This window comes from Ottowia flava, assembly GCF_008017535.1.
GTDB lineage: Bacteria > Pseudomonadota > Gammaproteobacteria > Burkholderiales > Burkholderiaceae_C > Ottowia > Ottowia flava.
The window spans coordinates 67,229-85,165 of record NZ_VRUA01000001.1; the positions used below are offsets into that span (position 1 = coordinate 67,229).

A 17,937-nucleotide genomic window follows, 5' to 3' on the forward strand; every position below is an offset into this window, starting at 1 on the left:
TCCCGTTGTCACACGGCTCTGGCCGCGCGCAGCGCCGCGATCTGCGCCTCATCGCAGCCCAGTTCCCGCAGGATCGCCGTCGTGTGCTGCCCGACGGCTGGCACGGCGCCCATGCGGTGTTCGAACGCGCTGCTGCGCCCCGCCGGCTGCAGTGCCTGCACTGGGCCGGCAGGCGTTGGCACGCCCTGCCAGCGCTGACGCGCCGCCAGCTGCGGGTGCGCCCACAGGTCGGCCATGTCGTTCATATGGGCGTTGGCAATGCGCGCGGCATCCAGTCGCGCCTGCACCTCCGGGGTTGAAAGCGCTGCAAAGGCCGTGACGATTTCGGTGTGCAGCGCCTCGCGATGCGCATTGCGCTGGGCGTTGCTGGCAAAGCGTGGATCGGCCAGCAAGTCCGCCCGCCCCAGCACCTGCTCGCAGAACACCGCCCATTCGCGCTCGTTCTGCAGCCCAAGCATCACCGTGCCGCCATCGCCCGCGGGAAACGGGCCGTACGGGTAGATGCTGGCGTGGCTGGCACCGGCGCGGGGCGGTGGCGGCGCACCGTCGTAGGCGTAGTACATCGGAAAGCCCATCCATTCGGCCAGCGCTTCCAGCATGCTGACGTCGATGTGGCTGCCCTCGCCGGTCTTCGCGCGCAGCAGCAGCGCCGACTGGATGCTGGTGAAGGCGGCCATGCCCGCCGCGATGTCGGCGACCGAGATGCCTGCCTTGCTGGGCACGTCCTGCGTGCCGGTCACCGACAGAAAGCCCGCTTCGCTCTGGATCAACAGGTCGTACGCTTTCTTGTCGCGGTACGGCCCATCGGCCCCATAGCCCGAGATGTCGCACACGATCAGGCGCGGGTGCAGCGCGTGCAGCGCGTCGAACGACAAGCCCATGCGCGCCGCCGCGCCCGGCGCCAGGTTCTGGATCAGCACGTCGGCCTTGGCCAGCAGCGCCTTCAGCACCGCCAGCGCGGCCGGCTGTTTCAAATCCAGCGCCAGGCTTTCCTTGCTGCGGTTGGTCCAGACGAAGTGCGAAGACAAGCCCTTCACGCGCGTGTCGTAGGCCCGCGCGAAGTCGCCCTGCCCCGGCCGTTCCACCTTGATCACACGCGCACCCAGGTCGGCCAGCTGGCGGCTGGCGAAGGGCGCGGCGATAGCATGTTCGAGCGAAACGACAGTGATGCCGTCCAGCGGCCTTGGGCGTAAATCACTCATGTTTCAATAGCTGCCTGCGCAGATGGTTGTAGGGCTACAAGCCTATTTACCTTAAAAAGACCGCGGCAAACCCAGCACGTGCTCGGCCACGTAGCTCAGGATCAGGTTGGTCGAAATCGGTGCCACCTGGTACAGCCGTGTCTCGCGGAACTTGCGCTCCACGTCGTATTCGCAGGCGAAGCCAAAGCCGCCATGGAACTGGATGCAGGCGTTGGCGGCTTTCCAGCTGGCCTTGGCCGCCAGGTACTTGGCCATGTTGGCCTCGGCACCGCAGGCTTGGTGCGCGTCGAACAGTTCGCACGCCTTCCAGCGCATCAGGCTGGCGGCTGCCACTTCGATGTACGCCTCGGCAATCGGGAACTGCACGCCCTGGTTCTGGCCGATCGGGCGGCCGAAGACGATGCGGTCCTTGGCGTATTGCGTGACGCGGTCGATGAACCAATGGCCGTCGCCAATGCACTCGGCGGCGATCAGCGTGCGCTCGGCGTTCAGGCCGTCCAGAATGTACTTGAAGCCCTTGCCTTCTTCGCCGATCAGGTTCTCGGCCGGAATCTCCAGGTTCTCGAAGAACAGCTCGTTGGTTTCGTGGTTCACCATGTTGAGGATCGGGCGCACGGTCATGCCAGCTTTCTCGGCCTGGCGCAGGTCCACCATGAAGATCGACAGGCCTTCGCTCTTCTTTTTGACCTCGGCCAGCGGCGTGGTGCGCGCCAGCAGGATCATGAAGTCGCTGTGCTGGATGCGGCTGATCCACACCTTCTGGCCGTTGACGACGTAACGGTCGCCCTTCTTGACCGCCGTGGTCTTGATCTGCGTGGTGTCGGTGCCGGTGGTCGGCTCGGTCACACCCATGGACTGCAGGCGCCACTCGCCGGTGGCGATCTTGGGCAGGTAGTGGTCCTTCTGCGCGGGGCTGCCGTGGCGCAGCAAGGTGTTCATGTTGTACATCTGGCCGTGGCAGGCACCCGAGTTGCCGCCGGCGCGGTTGATCTCTTCCATGATGACCGACGCCTCCGCAAGGCCCAGGCCGGAGCCGCCGTATTCGGTGGGGATCAACGCGGCCATCCAGCCGGCACGCGTCAGCGCATCGACGAATTGCTCGGGGTAGGCGCGCGCCTGATCGACCTCGCGAAAGTACGCGTCCGGAAAGTCGGCGCACAGGGCGCGCACGGCATCGCGCAGCGCGCGGTGGGGGTCGTTGTCGTCAGAGCGCATGGCCGTTTACTATCAAATCAGGAGCTGCTCGCGCAGATTGATGTAGGGCCAGAGGCCCATTTGATTCACAATTCAGATCCGCCGAAGCTTAGAGCGACCATACCGCGTCCGCCTCGGCGCGCATGGTCAGGTGGCCTTCGGCGTTGCTGGCCCACAGGCGGAAGTGCCGCTCGGTCGCGTCGGGTGTGGCGTTCAGCGTGAAGGGCTGCCCGTCGAAGCTTGGCTGCAGCGCCTGGTAGCGAAAGCGCTGCAGCCGCGCCTGCGGTGCATGGCGGCGCAGCATGTCGGCCAGCAGCGTGGCGATCAGGGGGCCGTGCACCACGAGGCCGGGGTAGCCTTCGACCTCGGTGACGTAAGTGCGGTCGTAATGGATGCGGTGGCCATTGAACGTCAGCGCCGAGTACCGAAACAGCAGCACCGCATCGGCCACCAGCGTGCGCTGCCAGGGCGCCCCGGTGTCGGCCATCACGGGCGCGGGGGGCGCTTCACCCGGGCGCGCGGCGCCGCGGTAGACGATGTCGTGCGTCTCCGTCAGGCACAGCCCGCGGGCGTTGTGCACTTCGTGCAGCACCTGCACGAACACCATGTCGCCCGAGCGCCCGGTCTTCGGCGTGACCGCCGCGATGCGCGAGCGCCGCTCGGCCGCGTCGCCCACGCGCAAGGGGTTGTCCAGTGCCCAGGTCAGCTCGCCGCCGGCCCACATGCGGCGCGGCAGCGCGATCGGCGGCAAAAAACCGCCGCGGCGCGGGTGGCCGTCTTCGCCCAATTGGTGCTGCGGCGCGCGCGGCAGGAAGTACAACCAGTGCGCCAGCGGCGGCACGGGCGTGCCCACTTCGGGCGCTGGCCCGTCGTCGTCCAAGGTTGCCGCCAGGCCACGCAAGGGCGCGGCGCAGATGTCATCGTGCAGGGTTTCGCTGCGACCGACCCAGGATTCAGGCGCTGGGGTTGCGCTGCCGGGGATGTCAGGGATATCAGGGCTGACCATGCGCCGATGGTGCCGCCAAAGCGAGCGCGGCACAACCGCGTGCGCGACGCAGCGACCTGCCCGTCACGGGCCAACCGTCAGGGCGGTGCGGCAGGAACGGCAGGCAGCGCCGCCGCGGACGCCGTTGGCGCTGCGCCAGCGCCCGCGGGCGCCCACGGCATCTGCCAACCCCCGCCCAGCGCCTGCATCAAGGCCACGGCGGCCTGCTGGCGCTGCAGCTGCAGCTGCATCAACGACCGGCGGGCGCTGAGCGCACTGGCCTGCGCCGTCACCACCTCGGTGTAGGCCGACAGACCGGACTGGTAGCGGTTCATCATCTGCTGCTCGATGCGCTCGGCGGCCTCGGCGGACGCGCGGGTGCGCTCCTGCTGCTCGGCCAGGGTCTGCAGCGTGGTCAGCTGGTCTTCGACCTCCTTGATCGCACTGAGCGCGGTCTGCCGGTAACTGGCGGTGGCGCCTTCGTGCGCGGCAATCGCCTGGTCGACCGCGGCGGTGCGCGCGCCGCCGTCAAACACGTATTGGGCCAGCGACAGGCCGAGCGACCACAGCAGGCTGGGCGCCGAGATCAGGTCGCCCAGGTGGCTGCCGGCGGCACCGATGCTGCCCGTGAGCGAGAACTGCGGAAAGTACGCCGCGCGTGCCACGCCGATGCGGGCGTTGGCGGCGCTCACACTGCGTTCGGCCGACGCCACGTCCGGCCGGCGCAGCAGCAGCTCGGACGGCATCCCGGTGGGCGCGGCCGGCACGCGGTCGATCCAGGTGGCGGCCGGCAGCGTGAAGCCGGCCGGCGTCTCGCCGACCAGCAGCGCGATGGCGTGTTCGCTCAGGGCGCGGCTGCGCTGCAGCGCGATGCGGCTGGCGCGGGCGTTGTCCAGCGTGCTTTGCGCCTGCAGCGTGTCGGTGCGCGCGGCGATGCCGGCGTCGTAGCGGTTCTGGGTGATCTTCGCGCTGCGTTCGTAGCCCGTGATGATCTCGTCCATCAGCGCGATTTCGGCATCCAGTTCACGCACGGTGAAATAAGCCTGCGCGAGGCTGCCCTGCGCCGACAAACGGGCACCGGCCAGGTCGGCCTCGCTCGCCTGCACGTTGGCGCCCTGCGCGCGGGCCGCATCGCCCAGGCGACCCCACAGGTCGGGCTCCCAGCTGACATTCAGGCCCAGGTTGGCCGAGCGCGTGGTGCTGCGGTCTTCGCCGCCGCTGCGCTGCTGCCCCGCGCTGGCGCCCACGGTGGGAAACAATTGCGCCTGCTGCTGGCGCAGCAAGGCCTGCGCCTGCTGAACGTTGGCGAGCGCGATGGCAAGGTTCTGGTTGCCGATCTCGACGCGCTGGATCAGTGCATCGAGCTGCGCGTCTTCGAACAGCGTCCACCAGCGGCCGGCCTGCCATTCGCGCGCCACTTCGGCGCTGATCCAGCCGGCCTGCGGTGCGGCGGTTTTCCAGGCCGCGGGCAAGGGCACGGTCGGCGTCTGGTCGACTGGCGCCAGGCTGCAACCGCCCAGCGCCAGCAGCAGCGCCAAGGCAAGCGCCGTGCGCTTCGGCGTCACGGCAGGGTTGGAAGCGGCGCCGCCGAGGCGGTGCGGTGAAAGGGCAATGGCGTTCATGCGGTGACGGCCCGAGCGAGGTAGCGCTCGTCGGCGGGGTGGCGGCGCAGGCGGTCCAGCAGGACGTAGACCGCAGGCGTGGTCAGCAGGGTGAGGATCTGGCTGGCGATCAGCCCGCCGATGATGGTCACGCCCAGGGGTTGGCGCAGCTCCGCGCCCTGGCCGAAGCCGATGGCCAGCGGCAGCGCGCCGAGGCCCGCAGCCAGCGTGGTCATCATGATCGGGCGAAAGCGCTTGAGGCAGGCTTCGCGCACCGCTTCGACGGCCGACAGGCCGCGCGCGCGCTCGGCGTCCAGGGCGAAGTCGATGATCAGGATAGCGTTCTTCTTGACGATGCCGATCAGCAGGAACACGCCGATCAGCGCCATGATCGAAAACTCCATGCGCAGCGCCAGCAGTGCCACCACCGCGCCGAAACCCGCGCTGGGCAGCGTGGTCAGCACCGTCAGCGGGTGGATCAGGCTTTCATACAGGATGCCCAGCACGATGTAGATCACGACGACCGCGGCCAGGATCAGCCACGCCTGTTGCGACTGCTGGTTGGCCGCCTCGGCCGCGGCGCCGCTGAAGGCGCCGCGCACGTTGTTGGGCATGCCGATGGCGTTTTCGGCCTCTTGAACAGCGGTGCGGCCCTGCTCCAGCGACACGCCGTCGGCCAGGTTGAACGACACGGTGCTGGACAGCTCCCCGCCGTCGTGCCAGACCATGGTGGGCACCGTGCGTTCGGCAAACGTGGCGAAGGCCGACAGCGGCACCATCGCCGTGGGCGTGGTCGATATCGCCTGGCCGGTGGAGGCGTTGCGCAGGCCGGGGTTGGCCGAAGTGCCCGCGGTGGACGCCGAGCTGCCCTGGCCGGCAGACAATGCACCCAATATGCCGTTGGCGCTAGAACCACCTGCGCTGGCAGCTACGCTTTTACTAGCATTGACCGCCGCCGTGCCGGAACCCGGCACGTACACGTCGCTCAGCACGATGGGCGATTGGGCGTAGCGCGGTGCCCATTCCATCACCACCGCGTACTGGTTCAGATCGCTGTACATGGTGGCCACCTGGCGCTGGCCAAAGGCGTTGTACAGCGCCGAATTGATGGCCGAGCTGCTCACACCCAGCTCGGCAGCGCGGTTCTTGTCGACGGCGACGTAGGTTTCAACGCCGTTCTCGGTCTGGTCGCTGTCGACGTCGGTCAGGCGCTGATCGGTGCGCATCTGGTCGGCCAACCTGGCCACCCAGGTCTTCAGGTCGGCCGCGTTGTCGGCCTTCAGCGTGTACTGGTAGGTGCTGTTGCTGCTGCGCCCGCCCATGCGCAGCTCCTGCACCGGGTTGAGGAACACCGTCAGCCCGGTGATCTGGCTCAGCTTCGGGCGCAGGCGGTTGATGACATCGCGCGTCTTCTCCTTGGCCGGCCGCTCGCTGGCCGGCTTCAGCGCCGCCGACAGAAAACCGCCGCCCGCGCCCCCGCCACCCGAAAAGCCCACCACCGTGCCGACCGATGGGTCGGCGTACACGATGTCCATGGCCTGCTGCAGCTTGTCGGCCAGCGCGCTGGACGAGATGCTCTGGTCGGCGCGCAGCCCGCCGTTCATCTGGCCGTTGTCCTGCTCGGGAAAGAAGCCCTTGGTGATCGAGCTGAACAGGTAGCCGTTCAAGCCCACCACCACGACCAGCACCGCCACCACCACCCAGGGCATCGCCAGCGTCCAGTCCAGCGCGTGACCGTAGCCGCGCTCGACCGCCAGACCGGCGCGCTCACCCAGCCGGCCCACGCGCGCACGCAGACGGCCCATCGCGCTCTGGCGAGCCGGCGCGTCCGGGCGGCGCCCCAGGTGGCGCGGCAGCAGCGCGGAGCACATCATGGCCGTGGTGGTCAGCGAAATGAACAGCGATATCACCACAGCGATCGACAGCGTCATGGCGAATTCGCGGAACATCGCGCCCACCGCCCCGCCCTGCAGCAAGAGCGGGATGAACACCGCCACCAGCGACAGGCTGATGGTCAGCACGGTGAAGCCGACCTCGCGCGCGCCGACCAGCGCGGCCTCGCGCCGCGGCATGCCCTGCTCCATGTGGCGCGCGATGTTCTCCAGCACGACGATGGCGTCGTCCACCACGAAACCGGTGGCCACCGTCAGCGCCATCAGCGTCAGGTTGTTGAGCGAATAACCCAGCGCGTACATCGCCGCAAAGGTGCCCAGCAGCGACACCACCGTGGCCACGGCCGGGATCAGCGCGGCGCGCAGGTTGCGCAGGAACAGGCCGACCACCAGCACCACCAGGATGACGGCGATCACCAGCGTAATCTCCACCTCGTGCACCGAGGCGCGCACCGAGCCGGTGCGGTCGATCGCCACCTGCAGGTTGATGTCCTGCGGCAGCTGGGCGCGCAACTGCGGCAGCAGCGCGTCGATGGCGTCGGCGGTTTCAATCAGGTTGGCGTCGGGCTGCTGGGTGATGTTGACCACGATCGCCGGCTTGCCGTTGAACATGCCGCGCGTGCGCACGTCCTGCACGCTGTCGATGACGTTGGCCACGTCCTGCAGACGCACCTCGTTGCCGTCGCGCACAGCCACGATCAGGTTGCGGTAGGCCGAGGCGCGCAGGCCCGGCGCGGGCGTCAGCACCTGCAGCGCGCGGCCGTCGTCGGCGCTGCCGACCTCGACCACGCCCTTGGGCCGGTTGGCGTTGTTGGCCTGGATGGCGGCGCGCACGTCTTCGCTGGTCAGGCCCAGCTCGTTCAGCGCGAACGGGTTCAGCTCGACCCGCACGGCCGGCAGCGAGCCGCCGCCCAGCTCGACGTCGCCCACGCCCTGCACCTGCAGCAGCCGCTGGCTGACGATGTTGCTGACCGCGTCGTAGATCTGCCCCGGCGTGCGCGTGTCCGAGGTCAGCGCCAGGATCATGAAGGGCTGGGCCGCGGGGTTGCGCTTGCGGTAGCTGGGCGTACTGCGCAGGTTGGCCGGCAAATCGACGCGCGCCGCGTTGATGGCGGCCTGCACGTCGCGCGCAGCGCTGTCGATGTTGCGCTTGAGGTCAAACTGCAGCGTGACCCGCGTCTGCCCGGTGCCGCTGAACGAGGTCATCTCGTTCACGCCCGATATGGTGCCCAGTGTGCGTTCGAGCGGCGTGGCCACGGTGCGCGCCATGTCGGCCGGGCTGGCGCCGGGCAGGTTGGCGCTGACGCTGATGACCGGAAAGTCCACCGCCGGCAGCCGCGCGATCGGCAGCAGAAAGAACGCGGCGATGCCCGCCAGGGCGATGCCCAGCGTCAGCAGCACCGTGGCGATCGGTCGCTCGATGAAGGGGCGCGACAGGTTCACGCCTGCCCCTCCGGCGCGCCATTGGCTGCGTCGGCAGAATTTGAGCCAAACTGGCCTCCAGCGCTAGAGCCATCTGCGCGGCTAGCTTCTGTTTCGATAGCATTCTTGCGCCCGAAGCGCTGCCCCAGGCGGTCGAACCACAGGTACACGACGGGCGTGGTGAACAGCGTCAGCAGCTGCGACAGCACCAGGCCGCCGAAGATCGCCAGGCCCAGCGGGCGGCGCAGCTCGGCGCCGTCGCCGACCGACAGCATCATCGGCAGCGCGGCGGCCAGCGCAGCCAGCGTGGTCATGAGGATGGGGCGAAAGCGCAGCAGCGCGGCCTGGTGGATCGCTTCCTGCGGCGACTTGCCCTGCCCGCGCTCGGCCTCGATGGCGAAGTCGATCATCATGATCGCGTTCTTCTTGACGATGCCGATCAAGAGCACCAGGCCGATGATGCCCACCACGTCCAGCGGGTGCCCGGTGATCCACAGCGCCAGCAGCGCGCCCACGCCGGCCGAGGGCAGCGTGGACAGGATCGTCAGCGGGTGCACATAGCTTTCGTACAGCACGCCCAGCACGATGTAGACGCAGACCACGGCGGCCAGGATCAGCCACAGCTGGTTGGACAACGAGCTTTCGTACGCACCGGCCGCGCCCGTCATGTGCAGCTGAATCGCCGCCGGCAGGCCTTCGGCCTGGGCCGCCGCCTGCACCGCCTTCACCGCCGTGCCCAGCGACACGCCGGGCGCCAGATCAAACCCCACGGTGGCCGCCGGGTACTGGCCCACACGCGTGACCTGCAGCGGCGCCGGCTCTTCGACCACGGTGGCGAACGACGACAGCGGCGTGGTGCCACCGCCCGTGGTCTTCACGGGCAGGTCGCGCAGCGCGCCCAGGCTGCCAACGTCGCTGCGCGCGGCTTCGAGGATCACGCGGTACTGGTTGGTCTCGGTGAAGATGGTGGAAACGATGCGCTGGCCAAAGGCGTTGTAGAGCGTGTTGTCCAGCGCGCTGGCCGTGACGCCCAGGCGCGACGCGGTGTCGCGGTCGATGTGCACCATGGCCGCCAGGCCCGAAGCGCCCGCGTCCGTGGTGGCGTGGCGCACCTCGGGCACGCTTTGCAGGCGCTGCACCAGCTTTTGCGCCCATTCGTTGACCTGCGCCGTGTTCACGCCTTCCAGATCGAAGCGGAACTCGGTCGGTCCGCTGGCCGAATCGACGGTCAAATCCTGCGTCGGCTGTAGGTACAGCGTGGCGCCGGACACCTGCTGCGCCACCTGGTCGCGCAAGCGCTGCATGATCGCCGCCTCGCTGTCGCCAAACAGGCCGCGCGGCGCCAGGTTGATGGTCAGGCGCCCGTTGTTCAGCATGGTGTTGTTGGCCGCATCGACGCCGACGACGGAGCTGAGCGACTGCACCGCCGGATCGGCCAGCACCAGCTGGGCCACCCTGTGCTGCAGGCCGGCCATGCGGTCGTACGACACCGTGGCGTCTGCCTGCACGCGGCCTTGCAGCTGGCCAGTGCTCTGTGTCGGGAACAGCGACTTGGGCATGCCCCAGTACAGCAGCGCGGTGATCAACAGCGTGGCCACGGCCACCAGCAGCGTCAACGGCTGGTGCGCCAGCACCCAGTGCAGGCCGCGGTCGTATTTGCCGACCACCCAGTCCAGCTTGCCCTGCACCCAGCGGCCCATGCCGCGCTGGGCCGCATGGTCCAGCGGCTCCAGCCAGCGCGCCGACATCATCGGCACCAGCGTCAACGACACCACGGCCGAAATCAGGATGGTGATCGCCAGCGTGACGGCGAATTCGCGGAACAGCCGGCCGATGACTTCCTGCATGAACAGCAGCGGGATCAGCACCGCGATCAGCGACACGGTCAGCGAAATGATGGTGAAGCCGATCTCGCCCGCGCCTTCCAGCGCGGCCTGGAACGGCGGCTTGCCCATCTCACGGTGGCGCGAGATGTTCTCGATCATGACGATGGCATCGTCCACCACGAAGCCGGTGGCGATGGTCAGCGCCATCAGGCTCAGGTTGTTGAGCGAATAACCCAGCAGGTACATCACCGCGACCGATCCGATCAGCGAAATCGGCACCGCGATCGAGGCGATCAGCGTGGCGCGCAGGCTGTGCAGGAAGAAGAAGATCACCAGCACAACCATCACCACGGCCAGGATCAGCTCCATCTGCACGTGTTCGACGGACGAGCGGATGCCCAGCGTGCGGTCCGTCAGCACTTCCACCGACACGCTGCCAGGCAGCGACTGCTGCAGCGCGGGCAGCTGCTTCTTGATGGCGTCGACGGTGGCGATGACGTTGGCGCCGGGTTGGCGCTGCACATTCAGAATGATCGCTGGGGAAAGTGCGCCCCCACGCTCCGCGGCTGCGCCTGCTGCGCTGCCCCCCGCGGGGGCGCTCGCCTCTTGCGGCCCGTTGGCTTGCTGACCCGCATCCGCCGTGCGCGAACCGCTCTCATTTTTGATGCCTGTCCACGCCCCCAGCCGGTCGTTTTCGGACCCGTCCACGACCTGCGCCACGTCCTTCAGGCGGATCGGCGCGCCGTTCTTGTAGGCGACGATCAGCTCGCGGTACTGCTCGGCCGTCATCAGCTGGTCGTTGCTGTTGATGGTGTAGGCGCGCTTGGGCCCGTCGAAGCTGCCCTTGGCGCCACTGGCGTTACCCGAGCTGATGGCGCTGCTGATCGAATCCAGCCCCAGGCCCAGCGCAGCCAGCGCCTCGACGTTGCCCTGCACGCGCACGGCCGGGCGCTGCCCGCCCGCCAGCGTGACCAGGCCAACACCGCTGATCTGGCTGATCTTCAGCGCCAGCCGCGTGTTGACCATGTTCTGCACTTCGGTCAGCGGCAGGCTGGCCGAGCGGATCGCCAGCGTCAGGATCGGCGCGTCGGCCGGGTTGACCTTGGCGTACACCGGCGGCGCCGGCAAATCGGCCGGCAGCAGCGTGGACGCGCCGTTGATGGCGGCCTGCACCTGCTGCTCGGCCGCGTCCATGGATTCTGTCAGGGCGAACTGCAGCGTCACCATCGACACGCCGGCGGCGCTGGTGCTGCTCATGCGTTCCAGCCCCGACATCTGACCGAACTGACGCTCCAGCGGCGCGGTGACGGTGCGACTCATCACGTCCGGGCTGCCGCCCGGGTACAAGGTCTGCACCTGGATGGTCGGGTAGTCCACCTGCGGCAGCGCCGCCAGCGGCAGAAAGCGCAGGCCGACCAGACCGGCCAGCACGATTGCCAGCATGAAGAGCCCGGTGGCGACCGGGCGCTGGATGAAAAGGCGCGAGACGTTCATGCGCTGCCCGTGCCTCAGTTGCGCGCGGCGCCACCTTCACCGGCCGGGCGGCGGGCGCGCAGTTGCTCGATGTAGGCACGGCGCTGGTCGGGCGGCAGGGCCATGACCTTTTCGCGCTCGTCGGCGGGCAGGCGCTCCAGCCACGCGGGCTGTTGCACCGCGGGCGACGCGGTGCCGGGGGGCGCACCCGCAGCCCCGCCTGCTGCGTTTTCCCTAGCTGCCTGCGCAGATGTGGCGCCGCCTGGCGCCCCATTTCGCCTTGAATCGGCGCCAGATGCCGCGTCGGCCGGCACCGATGCGCCGGCCGATGGCGCCGATGCCCCGCGCCGCGCCCCACTGGCGCGGCCCTGTGCCGCGGCCGCCCCCGACGCGCCGCCGGCCGGCGCCCGGCCCTGCAGTTGCACCTTGGCGCCGTCCTTGACGCGGTCGCCGCCTTCGGTCACCACGCGCTCGCCGGCCTGCAGGCCCTTGGCGATCAGCATCTGGTCCACCGTGGCCAGGCCGCGCGTCACGGCGCGGGTGTGGGCGACGTCTTCGGCGTCGATGACGTACACGTAGTCGCCCTGCGGACCGGTGCGCACCGCCGTCACCGGCACCAGCACGCCGACCGAAGCGCCCAGCTGCAGGCGCACGTTGACGAACTGGTTGGGAAAGAGCTGGCCATCGGTGTTGGTGAAGCGCGCCTTGGCACGCACCGTGCCGGTGGCGGTGTCGATCACGTTGTCCAGCGTGGAAAACACGCCTTCGCCCACCGTCTGGCTGCGCGCGCGGTCCAGCGCGGTGACGGGCAGGCGCCCGGCGCGCTGCGCCGCCAGCACGGCCGGCACGCGGTCCTGCGGCACGGCAAAGACCACGTCGATCGGGTCCATCTGGGTGATGGTGGCGATGCCGGTGGCGCTGCCGGCCGCCACCAGGTTACCCGGGTCCACGGCGCGCAGGCCGATGCGGCCGGTGATCGGGGCGACGATGCGCGTGTGGTTCACGTTGAGCTGCGCCGCGGCCTCGTTGGCGCGGTCGCTGGCCACCGTGGCGGCCAGCTGCTTGACCAGCGCGGCCTGGGTGTCCACGTCCTGGCGCGCGATGGAATCCTGCTTCCACAGCGTTTCGTAGCGCTTGAGCGTGACCTGTGCCGCCGACAGCTGGGCGTCGTCGCGGGCGCGCTGCGCCTTGGCCTGCGCCAGCGCCTGGTCGTATTGGCGCGGATCGATGCGCGCCAGCAGCTGACCCTTGGTGACCTGCTGGCCTTCGGTAAACAGCACGTCCGTCAAGGTGCCGCTGACCTGCGCCTGCAGCGCCACGGTGGTCTGGGGCGTGACGGTGCCCAGCGCTTCCACCAGCACCGGCAGCTCGCCCTGCCTGGCCAGCGCCGAGCCCACGGTGACGCTGCTGGCGCCCGGGCGGCCGCCTCGCATGCCGCCGCCCGGGCCGCCGACGCCGGCCGGTCGCGCACCGGTGGCCGGCGCCTTGGCGCGCTGCACCAGCCAGTACGCACCGCCCGCCAGCAGCCCGACGAACACCAGCGCCAGCAGCACCCCCAGCCAGCGCCGCCGCGGCCGGGGGGCCGGAGGCGGCAGTGCCTCGGGCGCGCTGGTGGCGGGGTCGGCGGGGCGGGACTCGGATGTGGACATGGGCGACGATGAATTGTTCTGGGTGCCGGTCGGCGCTGCACTGGCGCAACCCCACCCGCCGGTGCATCGTAGCGGCTGCACCCGGCTCGGCGCTTGTCGGCCTTTTGAAGATTTGTAAAGCGCGGCGGGGCGACGGCAAAGGTTGCGTAAACCGGCAGCACGGCGCGCGGGCGTCTGCTACCGTGCGGCCCGGGGGTATCAGCATGGACCGATCCGAAAACCGCACCTGGATGCGCGAAGAGCTACTGCAGCTGCTGGCGGTGGCCGGCACGCTGGCGGGTTTGTCGATCACCGCGGTGGCCTTGTTGCACACGGTGGACCATGCCACCGCGACCGCCACCATCGCCGACGACATGCTGGTGCTGTCCGCGCTGTTCTTCCTGCTGTGCACCTACGCGATCTTCATCGCGCTGCGCACACGCCACGCGCGCGTTGCGCGCACGCTGGAGCGGGTCGCCGACACGCTGTTCCTGCTGGCGCTGACCGGCATGGTCGCCGCCGGCTTCGTGATGGTCTAAACGCTATGGTGACGCCGGGCGCCCCGGCGTCGGAGCCGCGGCGTCAGGCCGGCAGGGGCACCAGGCGCCAACCGGCGGTGGCCGTGTCCGGCTTGAGCAGCAAATCGATGTTGGGGTGCGCGCCCGGGTTCGCCTGCGCGTCCGGCACGTGTTCGGCGAACCAGATCAGGCCCTGGGCCACCGATTCGGGGTTCAGCGCGCCGGCAAAGCGCTCGGCCAGCGCGTTGTAGACCCGCAGCGAGCCCATCTTGCCCGGCGCGGCCGGGATGTGGTGAACGACCGCGCCTTGCGCGTCGACGATGTCCAGGCCACGCAGTTGGTCGGCGGGCGGCAGGGTGTCGAGCGTTTCCTTGAAATTCATGGCACCGATCGTAAGCGAAGGCGGCGCCCGGCCGCAGCGGCAAGTGTTCCGCACACCCGCCCTATCAACACCGTCGGTCCTCCGCCTGCCAGCCGCCACGCTGGCGAGCGGCCGGAGCACGCCAGCGGCCGCCGGCGCGAACAAGAGGCTGATCGCCAACCAGCCAACGGGAGCGCCACGCGCACCCTCCAACGGTCCACCCCGCGCGCCAGGCGCACCCAGCCGTTCTCGCTCAGTCCGCCCACACCACCCAGCCCATCGACCAGGTCACCAGCACGATCACACCGAACGCAATGCGGTACCACGCGAAGGGCACGAAGCTGTGGCTGGAGATGTAGCGCAGCAGCCAGCGCACGCAGACCCAGGCGCTGAGGAAGGAAAACAGCAGACCCACGCCGAACATCGGCAGGTCGGCCGCCGACAGCAGCGCGCGCTCCTTGTAGAGCGAATACACCCCCGCGCCGATCAGCGTGGGAATGGCCAGAAAGAAGGAAAAGTCCGTCGCCGCCTTGCGCGACAGGCCCAACAGCATGCCGCCGATGATGGTCGCGCCCGAGCGGCTGGTGCCCGGAATCATGGCCAAGCACTGCACCAGTCCCACCTTGAGCGCGTCCAGCGGCGTCATGTCGTCCACGCTCTGCACACGCGCCGCGCTTTGCGGGCGGCGCTCGGCCCACAGGATGACGAAGGCGCCCAGGATGAAGGTCGTGGCCACCACCTGCGGCGTGAACAGGTGGGCCTTGATGGCCTTGCCGAACAGCAGGCCGAGGACGACGGCCGGGAAGAAGCCGATCAGCACGTTCAGCGCAAATCGCTGCGACTGGCGGCTGCTGGGCAGCGAGACCAGCGTTTCGCGGATTTTCTGCCAGTACACGATGATCACGGCCAGGATCGCGCCGGTCTGGATGGCGATCTCGAACACCTTGGCCTTGGTGCCGGTGAAATCGAGCAGGCTGCCGGCCAGGATCAGGTGGCCGGTGGAGGAGATGGGCAGGAATTCTGTCAGCCCCTCCACGATGCCCATGATCGCGGCCTTGACCAGTAAAACGGTGTCCAAACGAATTCCTTCCGTGCAGAGATGTGAGGGTGCGGCGCCTGACAGCTACATCATTGGTAGCTGCCCGCGCAGATTCTACGCGGGCCAGAGCGCTGTTTCCCTGAAATTTCTTAAGGCGACCTTCAGCGTCCGCCGGCTGCGCGCAGCAGCGCCGCCACCTCGCGCTGGCCCATGCGCTCGGCGTGCTGCAAGGGCGTGACGCCGTCGCGGTCGGCCTGGTTCACCTGCGCGCCGCGCGCCAGCAGCAGGCGCACGATCTCCTGGTGGCGCGGGCCGCCGTCGGCCAAGATCACGGCCTCCAGCAACCCCGTCCAGCCCAGTCGGTTGAGGTGGTCGACGTCGATGTCGGTGGTCAGCAGCAGGCGCACGGTCTCGACGTGGCCGCGCTCGCAGGCGGGGATCAGCGCCGTGCCGCCGTAGCGGTTGGTGATGCGCCAGTCGGCGCCCGCTGCCAGTGCCGCGCGCACGATCTCGGTCATCCCGCGTGCGCCGGCCAGCAGGAAGGCGCTGTCCTGCTGCGCGTCCTGCGCGTTGACGTTGGCACCGCGGGCGATCAGCGCCTGCGCCGCCGCCACGTGGCCGCCCGCGGTCGCCAGCAGCACCGGCGTGCGGCCGCGTTCGTCGCGGGTTTCGATCTGCGCGCCGCTGGCCAGCGCGCGTTCGATGGCGGGGACGTCGCCCGCAGCAGCGGCGCTCAGCAACGCCGCAGAAGCATCTTCAGGGGTCATGATGGGCAGCGTGCGGGCATGCGCCCGAGGCGCAGCCAGCAGCGTCGTCAGCGCGGCGACGCCCAGCGTGGCCAAGCATTGCCGGCGATCGGGGCGGTGCGACACGCGAAGGAGAGGGGACATGCGGGCGATTATGGCGACGGGACGTGACGCGCGTTGCTTGACCCAGTAAGGCCCGCCACCCGGCCGCTCGCGCCACTTGGGTGCGGCTCGCGCCGCCATGGCGCGTTTCGTCGCATCCCGCTCGCGCAGGCACCCGCAGCCCGGCACAGTCGCGCCATCGACCAACGCCCCTGGAGACCTCCCATGCTGCTCACCACCCTGCTCGTCCAACACCCTGCCGCCATCGTCGACGTCGTGCGCCAGACGCCCCTGTGGGTCGGCGGCATCGCGGCCGGGCTCGCCTGGCTCGGCCTGTCCGCCACACAAGACCGCCAGGTGCACTTCAACCGCTTGGTCGCCCTGCCCCTGTGCATGACCGGGCTGGCGCTGTGGGGCGTGCAGTCCGCTTTCGGCAGCACGGGCCAACTCGCCGCGCTGCTGGCGTTGTGGGCCCTCTGCGCGGTGGCGATGCTGGCCCTGGCCGGGCGCGCCGCACCGCCGCCCGGCACACGCTACGACGCCGCCACGCGCAGCTTTCACCTGCCCGGCAGCTGGGTGCCGATGGCCCTGATCGCCGCCGTTTTCCTGATGAAGTACGGCATCGGCGTGCAGCTGGCGATGGAGCCTGCCCTGGCCCACCAGAGTGCCTTTGCCTTCACCGTCACCGCGCTGTACGGGGCGATGTCCGGCCTGTTCATGGCCCGCACACTGCGCGTGCTGCGGTGCGTGCGCCAGCCGGCCAAAGGGACCCTCTGGCCGCCTGAGGCGCTGCCGTTCATCGCCCGCCACGGTCATTCACGCCCCTCGTCGGCATTGCATCGCATGGCGATGGCGCGGCAGGCCGCCGCCCGACACACTGAGCCTCATCGACTATCAGGAGAACCCTCATGACCGCCGCGACCCCTTCGACCCGCACCACCAACCCCCCACTGGAACGCCTGGCCCGCCGCCGCGCCGCCGCCAAGCTGGGCTGGTACACCCACGCGCTGGTCTACGCGCTCGTCAACGTCGGCCTGGCGGCCATCGCCCTGGGCAACGGGCAGAGCTGGCACGCCTACCCGCTGCTCGGCTGGGGCCTGGGGCTGGCGATCCACGGTGCGGCGGTCTGGCTGCTGAGCCCCGGCGCCCGCTGGCGCGAGCAGTTGGTCGAACGTGAACGCCAGGCGTTGATGCGACAACCGCGCTGACGGCGCATCCGCTACGCTGACACTTACCGCTGAAACGGACCACCGCGATGACCCCGAACACACCGATCACCGTCCACCACCTGAACAACTCGCGCTCGCAGCGCATCCTGTGGCTGCTGGAAGAGCTGGACCTGCCGTACGAGATCGTGCACTACCAGCGCGACCCCAAGACCATGCTGGCCCCGCCCGAGCTGCGCCGCGTGCACCCGCTGGGCAAGTCGCCGGTGGTGACGGTGGACGGGCTGACGCTGGCCGAATCGGGCGCCATCATCGAAACCCTGGTCGAACGCTATGGCGACGGCCGGCTGGCACCCGCGCCGGGCAGCGACGACGCCGTGCGCTACCGCTACTGGCTGCACTACGCCGAAGGCTCGGCCATGCCGCCGCTGCTGCTCAAGCTGGTCTTCAACCGCATCCGCAGCGCGCCGATGCCCTTCTTCGCCAAGCCGATCGCGCGCGGCATCGCCGACAAGATGCTCGGGACGCTGGTCGACCCGCAGCTGGCCACGCACCTGCGCTACCTGGAAGGCGAATTGGCCGGGCGCGACTGGTTCGCGGGCGATGCCTTCAGCGCTGCCGACGTGCAGATGAGCTTCCCGCTCGAAGCCGCGCAGGCCCGCGCCGGGCTGAACGCGCAGGACCACCCGCGCCTCGTCGACTGGCTGGCGCGCATCCACGCCCGCCCGGCCTACCAGCGCGCGCTGGCGCGCGGCGGCGACTACGACCTGCTGTCCTGACCG

General features: G+C 69.5%; 14 protein-coding genes. 4 read left to right on the plus strand and 10 right to left on the minus strand.

What is annotated here, in order from left to right; all coding sequences use genetic code 11:
• Positions 1–8: 8 nt before the first annotated feature.
• From FVQ98_RS00250 to FVQ98_RS00280, 7 genes are all read right to left on the minus strand, one after another.
• Positions 9–1,202, minus strand: a complete 1,194-nt coding sequence (locus FVQ98_RS00250) for a CaiB/BaiF CoA transferase family protein (protein ID WP_147911420.1) — start codon at positions 1,200–1,202, stop codon at positions 9–11.
• Positions 1,203–1,253: 51 nt separating this feature from the next.
• On the minus strand, positions 1,254–2,417 hold the full coding sequence (locus tag FVQ98_RS00255; RefSeq protein WP_147911421.1) for an acyl-CoA dehydrogenase family protein: 1,164 nt from the start codon (positions 2,415–2,417) through the stop codon (positions 1,254–1,256).
• A gap of 88 nt (positions 2,418–2,505) precedes the next feature.
• Complete coding sequence (locus tag FVQ98_RS00260; protein WP_147911422.1) at positions 2,506–3,402, minus strand: HTD2 family dehydratase; 897 nt, start codon at positions 3,400–3,402, stop codon at positions 2,506–2,508.
• 77 nt (positions 3,403–3,479) lie between these two features.
• Positions 3,480–5,003 carry an efflux transporter outer membrane subunit gene (locus FVQ98_RS00265; protein WP_147911423.1) on the minus strand — a complete coding sequence of 508 codons (1,524 nt, stop codon included), beginning with the start codon at positions 5,001–5,003 and terminating at the stop codon, positions 3,480–3,482.
• A complete protein-coding gene (locus FVQ98_RS00270; RefSeq protein WP_147911424.1) occupies positions 5,000–8,317 on the minus strand; it encodes an efflux RND transporter permease subunit in 3,318 nt (1,105 codons plus the stop codon). The genes FVQ98_RS00265 and FVQ98_RS00270 overlap by 4 nt, the downstream gene beginning before the upstream one ends.
• Positions 8,314–11,616 (minus strand): efflux RND transporter permease subunit, encoded by a 3,303-nt coding sequence (locus tag FVQ98_RS00275; protein WP_147911425.1) that lies wholly within the window; start codon positions 11,614–11,616, stop codon positions 8,314–8,316. The genes FVQ98_RS00270 and FVQ98_RS00275 overlap by 4 nt, the downstream gene beginning before the upstream one ends.
• 14 nt (positions 11,617–11,630) lie before the next feature.
• Positions 11,631–13,244, minus strand: coding sequence for an efflux RND transporter periplasmic adaptor subunit (locus tag FVQ98_RS00280; RefSeq protein ID WP_147911426.1), 1,614 nt, complete (start codon positions 13,242–13,244; stop codon positions 11,631–11,633).
• A gap of 203 nt (positions 13,245–13,447) precedes the next feature.
• Between FVQ98_RS00280 and FVQ98_RS00285 the strand changes: the two genes are divergently transcribed.
• Positions 13,448–13,762: a hypothetical protein gene (locus FVQ98_RS00285; RefSeq protein ID WP_147911427.1), complete on the plus strand. Its 315-nt coding sequence runs from the start codon at positions 13,448–13,450 to the stop codon at positions 13,760–13,762.
• Positions 13,763–13,805: 43 nt separating this feature from the next.
• Here FVQ98_RS00285 and FVQ98_RS00290 read toward each other — a convergent pair whose 3' ends face one another.
• The 3 genes from FVQ98_RS00290 to FVQ98_RS00300 all read right to left on the minus strand — a co-directional run bounded on the left by FVQ98_RS00290 (position 13,806) and on the right by FVQ98_RS00300 (position 15,908).
• On the minus strand, positions 13,806–14,123 hold the full coding sequence (locus FVQ98_RS00290; RefSeq protein WP_147911428.1) for a DUF2322 family protein: 318 nt from the start codon (positions 14,121–14,123) through the stop codon (positions 13,806–13,808).
• A 232-nt stretch (positions 14,124–14,355) separates the two neighbouring features.
• Positions 14,356–15,180 carry an undecaprenyl-diphosphate phosphatase gene (locus FVQ98_RS00295; protein ID WP_147911429.1) on the minus strand — a complete coding sequence of 275 codons (825 nt, stop codon included), beginning with the start codon at positions 15,178–15,180 and terminating at the stop codon, positions 14,356–14,358.
• A 122-nt stretch (positions 15,181–15,302) separates the two neighbouring features.
• Positions 15,303–15,908: an ankyrin repeat domain-containing protein gene (locus tag FVQ98_RS00300; RefSeq protein WP_147911759.1), complete on the minus strand. Its 606-nt coding sequence runs from the start codon at positions 15,906–15,908 to the stop codon at positions 15,303–15,305.
• Positions 15,909–16,214: 306 nt separating this feature from the next.
• Between FVQ98_RS00300 and FVQ98_RS00305 the strand changes: the two genes are divergently transcribed.
• Genes FVQ98_RS00305 through FVQ98_RS00315 form a run of 3 tightly spaced genes read left to right on the plus strand, consistent with a single transcriptional unit; the run spans position 16,215 to position 17,934 of the window.
• On the plus strand, positions 16,215–16,901 hold the full coding sequence (locus FVQ98_RS00305; protein WP_147911430.1) for a DUF6622 family protein: 687 nt from the start codon (positions 16,215–16,217) through the stop codon (positions 16,899–16,901).
• Positions 16,898–17,197: a 2TM domain-containing protein gene (locus FVQ98_RS00310; protein WP_147911431.1), complete on the plus strand. Its 300-nt coding sequence runs from the start codon at positions 16,898–16,900 to the stop codon at positions 17,195–17,197. Before FVQ98_RS00305 ends, FVQ98_RS00310 begins: the two co-directional genes overlap by 4 nt.
• Positions 17,198–17,244: 47 nt before the next feature.
• Positions 17,245–17,934, plus strand: a complete 690-nt coding sequence (locus FVQ98_RS00315; protein WP_147911432.1) for a glutathione S-transferase family protein — start codon at positions 17,245–17,247, stop codon at positions 17,932–17,934.
• The last annotated feature ends 3 nt before the right edge of the window (positions 17,935–17,937 follow it).

Excerpts from the sequence above, each read along its gene's own strand:
- FVQ98_RS00250 (WP_147911420.1), bottom strand. The coding sequence starts at position 1,202 with ATGAGTGATTTACGCCCAAGGCCGCTGGACGGCATCACTGTCGTTTCG.
- FVQ98_RS00255 (WP_147911421.1), bottom strand. The coding sequence starts at position 2,417 with ATGCGCTCTGACGACAACGACCCCCACCGCGCGCTGCGCGATGCCGTG.
- FVQ98_RS00260 (WP_147911422.1), bottom strand. The coding sequence starts at position 3,402 with ATGGTCAGCCCTGATATCCCTGACATCCCCGGCAGCGCAACCCCAGCG.
- FVQ98_RS00265 (WP_147911423.1), bottom strand. The coding sequence starts at position 5,003 with ATGAACGCCATTGCCCTTTCACCGCACCGCCTCGGCGGCGCCGCTTCC.
- FVQ98_RS00275 (WP_147911425.1), bottom strand. The coding sequence starts at position 11,616 with ATGAACGTCTCGCGCCTTTTCATCCAGCGCCCGGTCGCCACCGGGCTC.
- FVQ98_RS00280 (WP_147911426.1), bottom strand. The coding sequence starts at position 13,244 with ATGTCCACATCCGAGTCCCGCCCCGCCGACCCCGCCACCAGCGCGCCC.
- FVQ98_RS00285 (WP_147911427.1), top strand. The coding sequence starts at position 13,448 with ATGGACCGATCCGAAAACCGCACCTGGATGCGCGAAGAGCTACTGCAG.
- FVQ98_RS00290 (WP_147911428.1), bottom strand. The coding sequence starts at position 14,123 with ATGAATTTCAAGGAAACGCTCGACACCCTGCCGCCCGCCGACCAACTG.
- FVQ98_RS00300 (WP_147911759.1), bottom strand. The coding sequence starts at position 15,908 with ATGACCCCTGAAGATGCTTCTGCGGCGTTGCTGAGCGCCGCTGCTGCG.
- FVQ98_RS00305 (WP_147911430.1), top strand. The coding sequence starts at position 16,215 with ATGCTGCTCACCACCCTGCTCGTCCAACACCCTGCCGCCATCGTCGAC.
- FVQ98_RS00310 (WP_147911431.1), top strand. The coding sequence starts at position 16,898 with ATGACCGCCGCGACCCCTTCGACCCGCACCACCAACCCCCCACTGGAA.
- FVQ98_RS00315 (WP_147911432.1), top strand. The coding sequence starts at position 17,245 with ATGACCCCGAACACACCGATCACCGTCCACCACCTGAACAACTCGCGC.